At 57.6% G+C, this 16,668-nt stretch carries 14 protein-coding genes; 6 read left to right on the plus strand and 8 right to left on the minus strand.

Annotated elements, in window-relative coordinates:
- Positions 1-70: 70 nt before the first annotated feature.
- Positions 71-1,312, plus strand: coding sequence for a peptidase T (gene pepT, locus HC231_RS14085; RefSeq protein ID WP_208227249.1), 1,242 nt, complete (start codon positions 71-73; stop codon positions 1,310-1,312).
- Here pepT and HC231_RS14090 read toward each other — a convergent pair.
- The gene (locus tag HC231_RS14090) at positions 1,301-2,176 is read right to left on the minus strand and encodes a helix-turn-helix domain-containing protein (protein WP_208227250.1); all 876 of its coding nucleotides are present in this window, start codon (positions 2,174-2,176) and stop codon (positions 1,301-1,303) included. The two genes, pepT and HC231_RS14090, sit on opposite strands and share 12 nt — an antisense overlap.
- 113 nt (positions 2,177-2,289) lie before the next feature.
- On the opposite strand from HC231_RS14090, the gene HC231_RS14095 reads away from it, so the two are divergent.
- Entirely contained in the window at positions 2,290-3,189 is a 900-nt protein-coding gene (locus HC231_RS14095) for a DMT family transporter (RefSeq protein WP_208227251.1), read from the plus strand.
- Positions 3,190-3,332: 143 nt separating this feature from the next.
- Here HC231_RS14095 and rhlE read toward each other — a convergent pair whose 3' ends face one another.
- The 7 genes from rhlE to HC231_RS14130 all read right to left on the minus strand — a co-directional run bounded on the left by rhlE (position 3,333) and on the right by HC231_RS14130 (position 11,657).
- Positions 3,333-4,709: an ATP-dependent RNA helicase RhlE gene (rhlE, locus tag HC231_RS14100; RefSeq protein ID WP_208227252.1), complete on the minus strand. Its 1,377-nt coding sequence runs from the start codon at positions 4,707-4,709 to the stop codon at positions 3,333-3,335.
- Between the two features lie 211 nt (positions 4,710-4,920).
- A complete protein-coding gene (locus HC231_RS14105; protein ID WP_208227253.1) occupies positions 4,921-5,739 on the minus strand; it encodes an IucA/IucC family C-terminal-domain containing protein in 819 nt (272 codons plus the stop codon).
- Positions 5,714-6,568 carry an ABC transporter ATP-binding protein gene (locus HC231_RS14110; RefSeq protein WP_208227254.1) on the minus strand — a complete coding sequence of 285 codons (855 nt, stop codon included), beginning with the start codon at positions 6,566-6,568 and terminating at the stop codon, positions 5,714-5,716. The genes HC231_RS14105 and HC231_RS14110 overlap by 26 nt, the downstream gene beginning before the upstream one ends.
- A 12-nt stretch (positions 6,569-6,580) precedes the next feature.
- Entirely contained in the window at positions 6,581-7,612 is a 1,032-nt protein-coding gene (locus HC231_RS14115) for a FecCD family ABC transporter permease (protein WP_208227255.1), read from the minus strand.
- Entirely contained in the window at positions 7,605-8,594 is a 990-nt protein-coding gene (locus HC231_RS14120) for a FecCD family ABC transporter permease (protein ID WP_208227256.1), read from the minus strand. The genes HC231_RS14115 and HC231_RS14120 overlap by 8 nt, the downstream gene beginning before the upstream one ends.
- Positions 8,594-9,556 carry an ABC transporter substrate-binding protein gene (locus HC231_RS14125; RefSeq protein ID WP_246494501.1) on the minus strand — a complete coding sequence of 321 codons (963 nt, stop codon included), beginning with the start codon at positions 9,554-9,556 and terminating at the stop codon, positions 8,594-8,596. Before HC231_RS14125 ends, HC231_RS14120 begins: the two co-directional genes overlap by 1 nt.
- A gap of 7 nt (positions 9,557-9,563) precedes the next feature.
- Positions 9,564-11,657 carry a TonB-dependent receptor gene (locus tag HC231_RS14130; RefSeq protein ID WP_208227257.1) on the minus strand — a complete coding sequence of 698 codons (2,094 nt, stop codon included), beginning with the start codon at positions 11,655-11,657 and terminating at the stop codon, positions 9,564-9,566.
- A gap of 427 nt (positions 11,658-12,084) precedes the next feature.
- Here HC231_RS14130 and HC231_RS14135 point away from each other — a divergent pair, with 427 nt between their 5' ends.
- Genes HC231_RS14135 through HC231_RS14150 form a run of 4 tightly spaced genes read left to right on the plus strand, consistent with a single transcriptional unit; the run spans position 12,085 to position 16,665 of the window.
- Complete coding sequence (locus HC231_RS14135; protein WP_208227258.1) at positions 12,085-12,798, plus strand: CerR family C-terminal domain-containing protein; 714 nt, start codon at positions 12,085-12,087, stop codon at positions 12,796-12,798.
- Positions 12,791-13,792 carry a secretion protein HlyD gene (gene hlyD, locus HC231_RS14140; protein WP_208227259.1) on the plus strand — a complete coding sequence of 334 codons (1,002 nt, stop codon included), beginning with the start codon at positions 12,791-12,793 and terminating at the stop codon, positions 13,790-13,792. Before HC231_RS14135 ends, hlyD begins: the two co-directional genes overlap by 8 nt.
- Entirely contained in the window at positions 13,785-15,527 is a 1,743-nt protein-coding gene (locus tag HC231_RS14145; protein WP_208227260.1) for an ATP-binding cassette domain-containing protein, read from the plus strand. Before hlyD ends, HC231_RS14145 begins: the two co-directional genes overlap by 8 nt.
- Positions 15,520-16,665: an ABC transporter permease gene (locus tag HC231_RS14150; protein ID WP_208227261.1), complete on the plus strand. Its 1,146-nt coding sequence runs from the start codon at positions 15,520-15,522 to the stop codon at positions 16,663-16,665. The genes HC231_RS14145 and HC231_RS14150 overlap by 8 nt, the downstream gene beginning before the upstream one ends.
- Positions 16,666-16,668: the final 3 nt, after the last annotated feature.

Genomic DNA, 16,668 nt, shown 5'->3' on the forward strand with positions numbered 1-16,668 from the left:
TAGTTAACAAATAACATAATTAGGCTACGATATAAAACACCCCGTGTAATAAACAAATGAAGGATGCGTTATGACTTACAATCTGGCCAGTCAGCTCAGCAAGCGTTTTTACCGCTATCTCGCCGTGACCAGCCAAAGCAACGCGGCATCTTCGGTTTTACCCAGTACGCCGGAACAGCACGACATGGCGAAAATGCTGGCGCAAGAGCTGCGCGAATTCGGTATGAAAGATGTCGTTATTGATGAACATGCCACCGTCACCGCAGTAAAACCGGGCAACTGCCCTTCCGCGCCGCGCATCGGTTTTATTACGCACATAGATACCGTTGACGTCGGGCTATCGCCGCACATCCATCCACAGACCTTACACTTTACCGGCGAAGATCTTTGCCTGAACCGCGAACAGGATATTTGGCTGCGCACGGCGGAACACCCGGAAATTATGCCGTATGTCGGCCAGGATATTATTTTCAGCGACGGCACCAGCGTGCTGGGCGCGGATAATAAAGCCGCCGTCACGGTGGTCATGACGCTGCTGGAGAACCTCGCCAGCGATATGCGGCACGGCGATATCGTGGTCGCATTCGTGCCGGACGAGGAGATCGGGCTGCGCGGAGCCAAAGCGCTGGATCTCAAACGCTTTGACGTGGATTTCGCCTACACGATTGACTGCTGTGAACTGGGTGAAGTGGTGTACGAGAACTTCAACGCCGCCGCCGCCGAAATCCGTTTTACCGGCGTGACCGCCCACCCGATGTCAGCCAAAGGCGTGTTGGTCAACCCGCTGCTGATGGCCCATGATTTTATCAGCCACTTTGACCGTCAACAGACCCCGGAACACACCGACGGGCGTCAAGGCTATATCTGGTTTAACGATCTGGCGGCGAACGCCAACGAGGCCAGGCTGAAGGCTTCGATACGCGATTTCGATCTGGCTTCGTTCGAGCGCCGCAAACAGCAGATTGCCGATACCGCCGCGAAGATCGGCCGTCAGTATCCCACCGGCAACGTCACCTTCACCATTAGCGATACCTACAGCAATATCAGCAACGCGATTACCGACGATCGCCGCGCCATCGACCTGCTGTTCGCCGCGCTGGATAAGCTGGCGATTAAGCCGAAAGTTACGCCCATGCGCGGCGGCACGGACGGCGCGGCGCTTTCCGCGAAGGGATTGCTGACGCCGAATTTCTTTACCGGCGCGCACAACTTCCATTCGCGTTTTGAATTCCTGCCCATCCCGTCGTTTGTAAAATCGTATCAAGTGGCGCTGAATCTGTGTCTGCTGGCCGCCGACGACTCAGCGCAGTAGCGTCCGGCGTAGCGCGGAGGGGGTCATTCCGCGTTCGCTTTTAAAGCTATGGCTAAAGTGGCTGGCGGAACTGAACCCGCAAATCAGCGCAATCTCGGTTATCGCCAGCGAACTGTGACGCAGCATCTCCTCCGCCCGCGCCAGCCGCCGCTTCAGTACGTACTGGTGCGGCGCCATTCCTTCGCTCTGACGAAACATGCGGGCGAAGTGAAACTCGCTCAATCCGGCTTCGGCCGCCAGTTCGTCCAACGTCAAAGGATCGCCAAGCCGGCTTTCCATCATCTCTTTTACCCGGCGCAGCACCGCCGGGGCCAGGCCGCCGCGTACCTTCGGCAGCGTCCACTGTAGCTGGGTATACTGTCTTAGCGTATGTATCAGCAACAAGGTTGCCGCGCTGCTCAGCGCCAGTTGATTGGCCGGATCCGCCCAACTGTAGTTGAGTAAAAACTGCCGGTACAGCGTGGTGATCTGCGCATCGTCGCCGAAAATCCGCTCTTCCGTGCGGATCGAAGCCGGACTGCGATCCCAGGTCTGCTCCGCCAACCGGCGGAAATGGCTGTCGTCATAATAAAGATGGACAAAAGAGAGATCGCCGCGGATATCCCAGGTGGTGACGCTCTGTTTCGGCATCAGACAGAAGCGGTCCGGTCCCCCGCCGTTATGCCATCCATCCGGCGTTTTATGATAACTTTCATAGCCATCGGCAGTGTATAGGCTGAGGGTGTGGTGGTCGCCGTTTTCGAGGGTGACAAGATCGTTGCGGTTAAACCATGACGCCAGACGCACGCCGGAACCCAGTTCAACGGTATCCCGCAGCACCGTTTTATACTGTTGCAGCGAATTGAACGCTTTATACTGATGCATCGCACCTCCCTACCAACAAACCGCAAGATTCTGTTATTAGCCGCAATCCGCTGAAAGCCGAAGCCGGAGCAAAAATCCATACTGGCAGTCATGATAAACACCGGAGTCTGCTAATGAATATTGTGCTCTATATTTCCGTGGTGCTGATCTGGGGAACCACCTGGATTGCCATCAGCATGCAACAGGGCGGCGTTGCCGCCGAAGTTTCCATCTTTTGGCGATTCCTGCTTTCTTCCGTGATTCTGCTGGCCTTTCTCTCGCTGACGAAACGCCTTCGCCCGCTGTCGCGCCGGGCGCACCTGCTGTGTATGCTTCAGGGGCTATGCGTATTCGGCATTAACTTTATCTGTTTTTATCACGCTATCGCCTGGATTTCGAGCGGATTAGAATCGGTCATTTTTTCCATGGCGGTATTATTTAATGCTTTCAATAGCCGGCTGTTCTTCGGTCATCGCCTGACGCGCAACGTGATAATCGCCGCGCCGCTGGGCTTTACCGGCATGGTGGCGCTGTTCTGGCACGACCTGATGAACATGGACGCGCAGCCGCATCTGCTCTGGGGCGCCGCGCTCTGTCTGCTGGGAACTTACGGTTTCTCACTGGGCAATATGATCAGTTCCCAGCATCAAAGGCAGGGACGCGATGTGATGACCACCAACGGCTGGGGCATGTGCTACGGCGCGCTGTGGATGGGAATATTCAGCCTGATTCAGGGCTATGACTTCTCCCCGGAAATCACCACCCGTTATCTTGGTTCACTATTTTATCTGGCGATATTCGGTTCAGTGATTGGTTTTGGGGCTTATTTCAGTCTGGTAGGACGCATCGGCGCCAGTCAGGCCGCCTACGCGACGCTTCTGTTCCCGCTGATCGCACTGTCCATCTCCACGGTATATGAAGACTACCATTGGCAGCCCAATGCCGTTATCGGGTTATTGCTGATTCTGGCGGGCAACGCGGTGATGTTTTACCGACCGCGGCGACGGATGGGAACTGCCGCTCAGGTGAAATGAATTTTCATACCTGATGAATGATAGCCTTGCATACTGCGCCGATCCCCGCCCCGCCTCCCCCTTGCCAGGGAGAGGAATACCCATAAGGATTGAGGCGGTGTCGGCTGCAACCGCTGGGGCGCAAAGCCCCAGCATAAACCTATTTATTTACCCGCCGGTTTGCTGCGGTTTTGCGGACGCGGCGAACGGCGCTGCCCTTCGCTATTGCCCCACGGAGCGGAGCTGTTGCCGCCGGAACGCCGCGGCTGACGGGCGCCGTCGTTGCTCTTACGTTCGCCCTGAGCGCGTGGCGAGCCGGACTGACCGCGCGGCCCGCCGCTGCGGGAACCGCCGCCGCGATTACCCTGACGACCATTAATGATTGGCTCCGCCTTAATTGACGGATCCGGCTCATAGCCCGGAATGGCGATACGCGGGATTTCGCGCTTAAGCAGGCGTTCTATGTCACGCAGCAGCTTATGCTCGTCGACGCAGACCAGCGACAGCGCTTCCCCGGTGGATTCCGCCCGGCCGGTACGGCCGATACGATGCACATAGTCTTCCGGCACATTCGGCAGCTCATAGTTCACCACGTGCGGCAGTTGGTCGATATCCAGACCACGAGCCGCGATATCGGTGGCGACCAGCACGCGAATGGAGCCGTCTTTGAAGTTAGCCAACGCGCGGGTACGCGCGCCCTGGCTTTTGTTGCCATGAATCGCCGCCGCCGTAATGCCGTCTTTTTCCAGCAGTTCGGCCAGATGGTTGGCGCCATGTTTGGTGCGGGTAAACACCAGCACCTGCTGCCAGTTATTTTCGCCAATCAGTTGAGACAGCAGTTCCCGCTTACGGCGCTTATCGACAAAATGAACATGTTGCGTCACCAGCTCCGACGCCGTGTTGCGGCGCGCCACTTCAACCGAGGCCGGATTGCTCAACAGCTTGTTCGCCAGCGTTTTGATTTCATCGGAGAAGGTGGCGGAAAACAGCAGGTTCTGCCGTTTGGCCGGCAGTTTCGCCAATACCCGGCGAATATCATGAATAAAGCCCATATCCAACATGCGATCGGCTTCGTCCAGCACCAGGATTTCAATCTGCGACAGATCGACGGCGTTCTGATGCTCCAGATCGAGCAACCGGCCCGGCGTGGCGACCAGAATATCAACGCCGCCGCGCAGCTTCATCATCTGCGGATTGATGCTAACGCCGCCGAACACCACCAGCGAACGTAAGCGCAGATATTTGCTGTAAGCCTGAACGTTTTCACCGATCTGCGCCGCCAGTTCGCGGGTCGGCGTCAGGATCAGCGCCCGAACCGGACGCCGGCCTTTCGCCGCCGGCGCGCCGCTGCTCAGCAATTGCAGCAGCGGCAATGTGAAACCAGCCGTTTTGCCGGTACCGGTTTGCGCGCTGGCCATGAGGTCACGGCCGGCCAGCACAACGGGAATCGCCTGACGCTGTACAGGCGTAGGTTCGCGATAGCCCTGTTCTTCAACAGCACGCAGAATGTCGGCGCTCAGGCCGAGAGAATCAAATGACATAATAGAAAACAACTCCAGATCCGCCCTGACCGGATAACAACCGGTGTAGTTTTCAGAGGGACGATAAGACGGGTTTGCCGGGCCACCATCAACTCAACAATAACGACGTAAGCAACAACCACGATGAACGGGCACAACTACGGTGCGTAACTGCCGATATTGTATCAGAGATTATAAAGGTTAAGCGATTTTTATTAACAACGCGTTAATTTTACTCGTTGCCCTCCTCCGTATCCCCGCTGTTCCGTTTCGGCCGCAGCAGCGGACAGGCGGCGCAGTATTCACGCGGCTGCGACGCTTTATAGTAAAAGCAGCAGGTACGGCGAAAACGCACCGCTTTTGCCCGCGCCGGCACCCAGGTTTTCGCTCGAAAAAACGCCGTCAGCGGATTGTCATCGCCGCCGAAAACCGCGCCCGGCGCCTGGTTGACCAAATAATCGAAATCCTGCTGAATACGTTGCGATAACGTCGCCGATTCGCCGTCCGCCACAAGCATGCGCCTCTCATACAGGGAAAAAATGCGCACGGCGGTATTTTCCCACAAAATGCGCGGAGATATCCCCGCCGCCGCCGAAAAGCTCCGCCACAGCGGAGTCAGATGCCCGGCGAACAGCCGCTGAAGCTGACGCGTTCGCCACGCCTCGCGCATTGCGCCGTCCGGCGCGGCGGTAATCGACAAATCATATAGCGGCATGCCGGAAATCCAGCGCTGACCATCATGACCATATTCCAGCATGCAGTTGGGCAGCGACATATCCAGCCCTTTATTATACATCGACATGGCATATAAGCTGGAGGCGGTCGTCAGGAAGGCGATGCGTTTACTCAACAAAGACGCGGCGATTTTCAGCGACGGCGCATTAAGCGCCGGCGTCAGGCGCGCCAGTACCGCCCGGCAATGTTGCGGATTAAGCAACGTCTGAGCGTCGCAGGCATCGTGACGTTCCCGCCCGTCGGCAACGGCCAGCCCCAACGCGCCGGACAACATCGCCCACTCTTGCGGGTTAAACGGATGGCGTCGCACGTTCATCGCTATCCGCGCCAGCAGCGTCGCGGCCAAAGGGGATGCACAGCGGCGTGCCGAAAAACGGGTCGGTAATAATCCGGCAGTTCAGGTTAAACACCGTTTTCACCATCTCTTCATTGAGAATGTCGCCGGGTTTCCCCTGCGCATATACCGTCCGGTTATGCACCGCCACCATATGATGCGCATAGCGACAGGCCAGGTTCAGATCGTGCAGCACCATGACGATGGTTTTCTGCTGACGCACATTGAGTTCCCGCAATAGATCCAACACCTCAATCTGATGAGCTAAGTCCAGATAAGTGGTTGGTTCATCCAACAGCACGATATCCGTATCCTGCGCCAGCGTCATGGCGATCCACACCCGCTGGCGTTGACCGCCGGACAGCGAATCCACCGGGCGATGCCGCAAATCCGTCACGCCGGTGCGCTGAAAAGCCTGTACGACTTTCTCCTCATCCTGCGACGACCACTGCTGGAGCCACGACTGATGCGGATATCGCCCCATTTTGACCAGTTGATAGACCGTCAGCCCCTCCGGCGCCACCGGCGTTTGCGGCAGGATCGCCAGCTTTTTCGCCACGCAGGCGGTGGACTGCCGGTGGATGTCAATCCCGCCGACCATCACCGTCCCGCGCTGCGGTTTCAGTAGCCGCGCGAACGATTTCAGCAGCGTACTTTTACCACAGCCGTTGCTGCCCACCAGCACCGAAATCTTGTTGGCGGGCAGCGTGAGATCCAGTGCGTCGATAATAGGTTGCCGATCATAGCCCAACGTCAGCCCCCGGCTTTCAATCGCCGGCGGTTGGGGCGAAAAACGTTCTGTCGCACACATAAATCCGTCTTCTCAGCGGCATTGCCGAATCAGTAAATAGATGAAAAAAGGCGTTCCCAGCGCCGAAACAAACACGCCGGCGGGCAGGTCGAGCGGCAAAAACAGCGTGCGCCCGGCCAGATCGGCGAGCATCACCAGGTTCGCGCCCACCAACGCGGCGACGAGCGCCAGCCCAGGGAACGAGCGTCCTACCAGTCTTTTAGCAATATGAGGCGCCACCAGCCCGACAAACGCCATCGCGCCCGCGTAGGCGATAGCGGCGCCGGCCAGCGCGACGCTGACGGACAACAGGGCCAGCCGCATCGCTTTGACCGGCAATCCCACGCCCAGCGCCAGATCGTCATCCAGTTCGTGAACATTGACGTGCCGGGCCAGTAACACAATAAACGGCAGTATGGCGGCCAGCCATGCCGCCAGCGAGCGCACATCCTGCCACTGCGCGCCGTAAACGCTGCCGGTCAACCAGACATAGGCCGACAGCGTGGTCGTCAGCGGGCTGAATACCAGCATCATGGTGGTGGCCGCGCCGGTAAGCGCCGACAGCCCCACGCCCACCAGCACCAGCCGTATCGGCGAAGCGCCCTGCTTCCAGGCCAATAGCGTGATGAGCAACGCCGTCAGCCATGCCCCGCCGATAGCCGCCAGCGGCATCCAATGCTGGCTGAGCGCGGTGGAAAAAAATGACAGGAACCCTACCGCCGCGGCCGACGCGCCGCTGGTGATACCGAGAATATCCGGCGAAGCCAGAGGGTTGCGCACCAGACTTTGCAACATCAATCCGGACACGGCCAGCGCGCCGCCCACCAGCACCGCCAGTACAATACGCGCCAGCCGCAGTTGATTAACGATAAAATCAATACCGCTATCCGAAGCGGCGAACAGCGCCTGTATCACATCCGGCGCGGAAATCCGTACCTTGCCTTGAGTCAGCGAAAACAGCATCACCGCCAGCGTGATCGCCGCCAGCGCGCCGGCGACCGCCGTCGTGCGCCCGGCGAACTGGCGCGAAAAGCGGCCGACGCGAACGGCATACAGTTTAGCCATGGCGGAGACCTCTTCTGGCGAGGTAAATAAAGAACGGCGCGCCCAACAGCGCCGTCATCGCGCCGACCGGAATTTCCTGCGGCACAATCAAGAGCCTGGCCGCAACGTCGGCCAGCAGCAACAGCGTCGCACCCAGCAGCGCGCAGCCGGGGATCAGCCAGCGGTGATCGGAGGATAACAGGCCGCGCGCCATATGCGGCACGATCAAGCCGATAAATCCGATGCTGCCGGCAATGGCGACCGCGCCGCCGGCCAACGCGATAACGCACAGCGCCATCAGGCTGCGAACCAATACCGTACGCTGCCCCAGCCCTCTGGCAATCTCATCGCCGGCCGCCAGAATATTGATATGCGGCGCCAGCAGCAGCGCGCCCAGCATCGCCAGCGCAAAATAAGGCAGCATGGGCCAGAGCATGGACAGATCGCGCCCGGCCACCGAGCCCGCCAGCCAGAACAGAACGCTGTCCAGCCCTTCCTGATTGATCACCAGCAGCGCCTGTGTAAAGGAGATGAACAGCGCGGTGATGGCCGCGCCGGCCAGCACGATACGCAACTGACTAGTGCGGCCGTTACCCAGGGTGCCGAGAAAATAGACCGTGCCGCCGGCGATCGCCGCCCCCGCGTAGGCCACCCACATCAGCGCGCTCTGGCTGGCAAGCGGCAACAGCGCGGAAAAGCCGACGATAAAAAACATCGCGCCGGCGTTAATGCCAAACAGACCGGGAGAGGCCAGCGGGTTACGCGTCATCGCCTGCATCAGCGCCCCGGCGACGGCCAGGCTGGCGCCGACCACCAGCGCAATCACCGTGCGCGCCAGACGGGTGGTGGTCACCAGAATATGATCGATTTGCTGAGGGTCGTGATGAAACAGCGCCGGCCAGACCACGGAGAAAGGGATCGCCGTCGGTCCGGCCATCAGACTGGCGAACAGCGCCACGCCCAACAGCGCCATCCCGGAAGCCAAAATAGCCATTTTCGCCATTACGCCGCGTCCCCGGCGCCGAGAAGATGGCGTTCAATGTCGTCCAGCACCTTGTTGGCCCCGATAATGCCGCCCGACAGGATCCAGACCACGCTGTCCACCCGATAAACGCGCGCCTGCCGGGGCGCGTTCATCCGCAGCCAGAGCGGATGGGACACCCAATCGCGGTAGTTTTGCTGCACGGAGGGGTTTTCAGGACGAATAAACAGGAAGAACAGATCGGCATCCAACACCGGAATGCTCTCCTTGCTGGTCAGCTTTTGCAATATTCCCTGCGATGCCGCGCCGCGCTGCGGCCAGACGAAACCGATCTCAGAGAGAATGGAGCCGGCGAAGCTGCCGGACAAATAATTGCGCACATGATCGCCGCGAAATTCCATCACCGACACGCTCAGCGGCCAATTCGCGCCGACGCGCGCCATCAGCCGTTCACGCAGTCCGTCCACCCTGCGCCGCCAATCCGTCAGCAGCCGATCGGCCTGCGCCTCCCGGTTTAGCGCCACGCCCATCACCTGAACGGTTTTTTTGAACTCAAACACCTCATCCAGCGCCACCGTAGGCGCAATCTGCGAAAGCAGGCCATAAATTCTCTCATTGCGAAAACGCGATGCGATGATCAGGTCGGGCTTTAGCAGCGCGATATCTTCCAGACTCGGCTGGGTTTCCAAACCGACGTGCGTCACGCCGTTCAGCGCCGGACGCAGATATTTGTAGGTCGGTTTTTCCGTCCAGGAGTCCACTACGCCGATAGGCTTAATTCCCAGAGCGACGGCGGTATCGGTCGCGCCCTGAAATAGCGTTACCACCCGTTGCGGCGTGCCGCTGATCGCGGTTTCTCCCAGGGCGTGATGGATCAGACGCGGGGGCGAGGACGCCTGCGCCCCGCCCGCCAGCAATAACAGCGCTACGATTAGCCGCCGGGACCACCGCCCCCCGGCGAAGCGCATGCGGCGATACCGCATTTCACCCTTAGAAATCAAGAGTGTAACCCAGCGTCAGCGTTCGTCCGCGACCGGAGAAGTAGCGGGTATCGTTGACCAGCGCGCTCTGTGAATAGTAGGTGATGTAATCCTTGTTCAGCAGGTTGGCGACCGCAACATTGACCCGACCGTAAGGAAGTTTGTAGCCCACGGCCGCATCCACCAGCATATAGCCGTCAAAGTCCTTATCGCTGCCGTCAAAGTCGCGATCGAAGGCGTAGTTGAGCTGTACAAACGAACTGAGCTTATCGTTCCAGTTGGCCGACCAACTGGTGATGAGCCGATCCGGCGCAACGTTCAGCCCGTCCAGTTTGGCATCAAGGCTGCCGTTGTCGTCGCTGTCGTATTTGCCCTGGCTGTGCGCGTAAGTCGCCTTGACCTTGTGCTGCTCGTTAATCTGATAACCGGCGCTCATCTCTACGCCCTGAATGCGCGTTTTCTCCCGCTGCGCGATAAAGATACCGTCCGCATTCGGCTCCACGCGGCTGCCCAGTTTCGAGTTGGACTGATAGTAGCTGGCTTCCAGCTCTATGCGATCTTTGGCGAAACGGAACCCGGTTTCGATGTTGTCCGTCACGATCGGTTTCAGATTGCGGAAGTTATCGACATCCTGTCCTGACGTTCTGATGGAACGCAGCGCGCGCCCCACGTCCGGCATACCAAATCCTTCCGAATAGTTGACAAACAGGTTTAACGAATCCAGCGGCGAATAGACCAGACCGACGTTGTACAGCGTTTCGTTGAATTTCGGGCTGCCGCCGTCTACGGTCACGCCGTTGTTGGCCGCCAGCGTCTGGTAGCTATCGACTTTAAGCTTGGCGATTTCATGACGCACGCCGGCATGCAGCACCACCTGTTCCAATAGCTGATATTCCGCCTGCATAAACGGCGAATAGTTGGTGTATTCCACTTCCGGCACATAAGTGCGCCGGGTCAGATAGAGATCCTGCTTGCTTTTATCCAACAGGGTATCGAAGCCGACGGTGATTTTCAGGCTGTCATCCAGCAGGTCGTCTTTGGTCAGCGCCAGCTTGACGCCATATTTGGACGACACCGCCCTGGACTGATCGTACAGCGAACCGACCGGGGCGAGCGCGCCGTCCTGAAAGGTGGCGGAATTATCGGCGCCGAACAGCGCTTCATAGCGCTGGTTGAACAGCAGCGCGGATAGCTTCATCCCCGCCAGATCGTGATTTTCGTAGGTCAAACCGGTCGACCAGACGCTATTGTGCGGCGCTATGCCTTCCGGCGTGCCGCGTATCGAAGTGGTGGGGATCCCCTGCGCCCGATCGCCGTCCACGCTGAGGTAGTTATTCTCACCTTTGATGCGATAGCGGTTAACGCTGAGCTGGACCCGCTGATAGTCGTCCAGCCAGTATCCCACTTTCGCCAGCACGTCATAGGCGCGCGAATCCATCAGATCGCCCTGGGTATTATCCACCCCGACGGGACGGTTTTTCCCGTCCAGATACAGCCCCTGATCTTCATAACCGACGGCAAACAGATAGTCGAGATAATCCTGCCGGCCATCGACGCGATAGGTGGTTTTATAGCTGGCGGTTTCGCCACGGATCTTCTCCGTGGGAATGGTGGTCTGCACGTTGACATGCTGATTGAACGAACCATTTTCGGGGCGGCGGGTAATAATGTTAATCACGCCGCCGGTGGCGCCCAGCCCGTTGGTGGCGTTGGCGCCGTGGATCACTTCGATGCGTTCCACCATGGAAAAATCGATAGTGTGCATTTCCCGCCCGGTTGGGCGCAGCGGGTTAGACTGAGGAATGCCGTCAATCATCACCAATGGCGCGCGCCCGCGGAATGTTTCACCGCTCCCGCTCATTTTTTGCCGGCTGGGGGAGAAAGAAGGTAAAAGATTGCTGAGAATTTGGGAACTGTCGCTGGAAATCAGCATCTGCTGCTCAATTTCCTCTTTGGCGATCACGGTGACTACCTGCGGTGATTTTTTCTGCTCGATGTTGGAGCGGGAAGCCGAAATCACTATCTCATCACTACTGCCGTCCCCTTCCTGCGCGTAAGCCTGAGATAACAGCGCACATGGCATAACAACGAATAAAACACGCATCTGGTTCAATGCCTTTTCCCCTTCCTCTATACACTCAACGGGTAAATGAAAGGGTCTCCGGTTAGCCACTGAACACCAGACACCCCCTGACGTTATTCATAAAAGCGTCGCCCGCCTATACAGGTTGGATTGCCGCTTTCCTTGCGATAAAATCAAACGCTATCCCACTGATTTAGTATGGTTTTACCCTGGTAGTCAATAATGGTAATTATTATCATTGAATATAAAAACTTACAACATTTACATAAAAAATATATTTACATGACGTTTTACTGCGACGGAAAAATGAGGACGGACATGCGGACGGCGGCTATCACTCAATGGCGGATACGCCGTAAAAAGTAATTTTTGTGATCGGGATCGATAAAAATAATAAAAACAGGCCTAAAGTTAATCATATGATTGATTAAATTTGCCGAGTTGGCCTATGCCGCAAAAATCCACCACGTCAAACCGCAGCGATCAAACGCGGCAACAGCTTATCCAGGCCGCGCTGGAGGTGTTTGGCGAATACGGTCCGCAGGCCGCGACCACCCGCGATATCGCCAATCGCGCCGGACAGAACATTGCCGCCATTGCCTATCACTTTCAGTCAAAAGAGGGGCTTTATCTGGCCGTCGCCAGTTGGATGTCCGATTATATTCGTCAGACCTACCGTCCTCTGGTCGAGGAAATCGAAATTTTTATGCGGCTCCCGCTGCAACAGCAGTCGCCGGAACAGCTTATGGAATATATTCGGCGCAGCATCCTGACGCTCAGCCGTCTGCTAACCCGCTCGGAAACGCTGAATCTGAGCCGGATCATGACCCGTGAACAACTTTCTCCGACGGAAGCCTACCCGCTGATCCATCGGCAGGTTATCGAACCCATGCACCGGTTGTTAACGACATTGGTCGCCCGCTATACCGGGATGGATGCAAACCATCCCAAAATCATCGTTCATACCCATGCATTGATTGGCGAGGTACTTTCTTTTCGCGCCACCAGGGAAACCATTCTATTACGTGCGGGCTGGAAAGAGATTGGCAACGAAGAAACGACGCTCATTCAGCAAGTCTTGATGGAACACCTTGAAATTCTCCTTAACGGACTGCGGGACAGTCATGCCCGACAGATAAAGGAATCATTGCGTAATGAATAAGAAAAAACTGGCTTTCGCCCTTGTTATTATCGTCCTGATCGCGGCGGCGATTTATGGCTTCGTCCAATACCGCCAGCAGCAGGAAAAACCGCTGACGCTATACGGCAACGTCGATATTCGCTCAGTAAATCTGGCATTCCGCGTGGGAGGACGGTTAGCCGATCTGAAAGCGGACGAAGGGGACGGCATTCAGCCCGGCCAGCCTCTGGCGATACTGGATAGCGCCCCTTATCAGAATGCTCTGCGCCAGGCGCAGGCCAACGTCGCCAGCGCCAAAGCGCAGTTGGATTTGTTACAGGAAGGCTATCGCCGCGAAGAGATCGAGCAGGTGCGCGCTCAGTTGGTGCAGAGTCAAGCGGCTTATGACTACGCGAACAGTTTCTATCAACGTCAGCAAGGGCTGTGGGCAAGACGGTCAATTTCCGCCGATACCCTGGAAGACGCCAAGACGGCCCGGAATCAGGCTCTGGCTACCTTGCAAGGCGCCAAAGACAAACTGAAACAGTATGAAAGCGGCAACCGTCCACAGGAAATCGCCGCTGCGCAGGCGGCCCTGGCTCAGGCTGAAGCCGTACAGGCCCAGGCCGAACTGGATCTGAAAGATACCGAATTGGTTTCGCCATCCGCCGGCGTCATCCTGACCAGAGCGGTGGAAACCGGCAGCATGCTCAGCTCCGGCAGTACGGTATTTACCCTGTCATTGACCCGTCCCGTCTGGGTTCGCGCCTATATCAGCGAGAAGAATTTAGGCCGCGCCGTGCCGGGCGACAGCATCCTGATTTATACCGATGGCAGGCCCGACAAGCCGTATCACGGCCAAATCGGTTTTGTGTCTCCCAGCGCCGAATTCACGCCGAAAAGCGTTGAAACGGAAGATCTGCGTACCGATCTGGTCTACCGCCTGCGCATCGTGGTGAACGATGCGGACGAGCATCTGCGTCAGGGAATGCCGGTGACGCTGCGTTTTGCCCAGGATGCCGCCGGTCATGAATGATATTTCGGCGCGCATCGAAATAAAGGCGCTGGAAAAACGCTTTCCGGGGCAGAATAAACCCGCGCTCGCCAGTCTTACCGAGCAAATTCGCAGCGGGGCCGTTACCGGATTGGTCGGTCCGGATGGCGCGGGGAAAACCACCCTGCTGCGTATGCTGGCGGGTTTGCTGACCCCCAGCAGCGGCTCCATCCAGGTGACCGGACTGGACCCGATAAAACAGGATCGGCAGCTCCATGCGATCCTCGGCTATATGCCGCAGAAATTCGGCCTGTATGAAGACCTGACGGTAATGGAAAACCTGAATCTGTATGCCGACTTGCGCGGTATTACCGGCGACGTCCGCCAGGAGACGTTTAATCGGCTGCTATCGTTTACCGACCTCACCCGCTTTACCGAACGTTTGGCGGGGAAACTCTCCGGCGGGATGAAGCAAAAGCTGGGATTGGCCTGTACGCTATTGGGGCAACCCAAAGTCCTGCTGCTGGATGAACCGGGCGTCGGGGTCGATCCCATTTCCCGCCGCGAACTCTGGCGCATGGTGCATGAACTGGCCGATGAAGGCATGCTGATCGTGTGGAGCACATCGTATCTGGATGAGGCCGAACAGTGCCGGGACATTCTGTTGCTCAATGAAGGGGAACAGTTGTACCGCGGCGAACCACGGGAGTTGACGGAGAAAATGGCCGGCCGCAGCGTGCTGGTCAGCGCCCATGACGAGAGCCACCGGAAACTGCTGCAACGCGCTCTGCGCCAGCCGCAGGTTAGCGACGGCGTGATTCAGGGGCAGTACGTGCGGCTGATTTTGCAACCGGATGCGGATCGGGCGGCGCTGCTGTCGGCGCTGAATCTGCCGCAAGAGAGCCTGCAGGACACCGCTCCCCGTTTTGAGGATGCGTTCATCGATTTACTGGGCGGCGGCCCGGCCAGCGAATCTTCGCTGGCGAAAATCATGCCGTCGATTGAAATTAACGGTGAAGAAACCGTTATCGAAGCGCGGCAACTGACGAAAAAATTCGGCGATTTCGCCGCCACCGACCATGTCAGCTTTAAGGTTCAGCGCGGGGAAATCTTCGGCCTGCTGGGCCCCAACGGCGCGGGAAAATCCACCACCTTCAAAATGATGTGCGGCTTGCTGGTGCCCACCGGCGGCAAAGCGCTGGTACTGGACATGGATCTGAAAACCAGCTCCGGTAAAGCGCGTCAGCATTTGGGTTATATGGCGCAGAAATTCTCTCTGTACGGCAACCTGACGGTGGAACAGAACCTGCGTTTTTTCTCCGGCGTATATGGTCTAAAGGGCAAAGCGCAGCGCGATAAAATGGCGGAAATGGAAAAAGCGTTTAACTTCCAGCCGATTTATCACCAAACGCCCGATGCCCTGCCGCTGGGATTCAAACAGCGGCTGGCGCTGGCCTGCGCGCTGATGCATGAGCCGGACATCCTGTTTTTGGACGAACCGACCTCCGGCGTCGATCCGCTAACCCGCCGGGAATTCTGGATACATATCAACGGGATGGTAAATAAAGGCGTCACGGTAATGGTAACCACCCACTTTATGGACGAAGCCGAGTATTGCGACCGCATCGGGCTGGTGTATCACGGTAAGCTGATCGCCGCCGGCACGCCGGACGATCTGAAACAGAAGGCCGCCGACGAGCAGACGCCGTCCCCCACCATGGAAGAGGCGTTTATCGCGCTGATCCAGGAATACGACAGGGAGAACACTCATGGATAATCAGCAAGACAGCACCCATTTTTCCTTGCGTCGCCTGCGCGCGCTGTGCCTGAAGGAAACCCGGCAAATCCTGCGCGACCCCAGCAGCGGCTTGATCGCCTTCGTCATCCCGTTATTGCTGCTATTTATCTTCGGCTACGGCATCAATCTCGATTCCAGCCGGCTTCGTGTCGGTATTCTGGTGGAGCAGCAAAGCGAAGACGCTCTGGAGCTGGCCGCCACTTTCGCCGCGTCGCCGTTTATCGCCCCGACGATTAGCGATAACCGACAGCAGCTTATTCAGATGATGCAGGCCGGACGGATCCGCGGGCTGATCGTCATCCCGGTCAATTTCGCCGAACAGATGGCGCGATCCTCTGTAGATGCCCCCATTCAGGTGGTTACCGACGGCTCCGAACCCAACACCGCCAACTTTGTTCAGGCCTATGCCCAAGGGATATGGCTGCTCTGGCAGCAACAACGGGCCAGCGACAGAGGCGAATCGTTTGAACAATTGATCGAGGTGCAGCAGCGTTACTGGTTCAACCCGGCGGCCATCAGCCAGCATTTTATCGTGCCCGGCGCCATCACCATTATTATGACCGTAATCGGCGCCATTCTAACGTCGCTGGTTATCGCCCGCGAATGGGAACGCGGCACCATGGAAGCGCTGTTATCCACCCAGGTGACCCGCACTGAACTGCTGCTGGCGAAACTGATCCCCTACTACGTTCTTGGCATGATCGCGATGGTGCTGTGTATCGTGGTCGCCCGCTTCGTCATGCAGGTGCCTTACCGCGGATCGCTGTTGGCGCTGTTCGGCATCAGCAGCCTGTTCCTCGCCAGTACGCTGGGAATGGGATTATTGATTTCCACCCTGACGAAAAATCAGTTTAATGCGGCAATGATGGCGCTGAACGTCGGCTTTCTACCCGCCGTGATGCTGTCCGGATTTATTTTTGAAATTGACAGTATGCCGGTGCTGGTGCGCGCCGTCTCGTACCTGATCCCCGCCCGTTACTTTGTCAGCACGCTGCAAACGCTGTTTCTGGCGGGCAACATCAGCAGCGTGCTGTTAATTAATCTGCTGTTTCTTATCGCCTCCGCCGTGGTATTCATCGGTCTCACGGCCTGGAAAACCCAACGCCGACTGGACTAGGGA

Source organism: Brenneria izadpanahii (genome assembly GCF_017569925.1).
Classification (GTDB): domain Bacteria; phylum Pseudomonadota; class Gammaproteobacteria; order Enterobacterales; family Enterobacteriaceae; genus Brenneria; species Brenneria izadpanahii.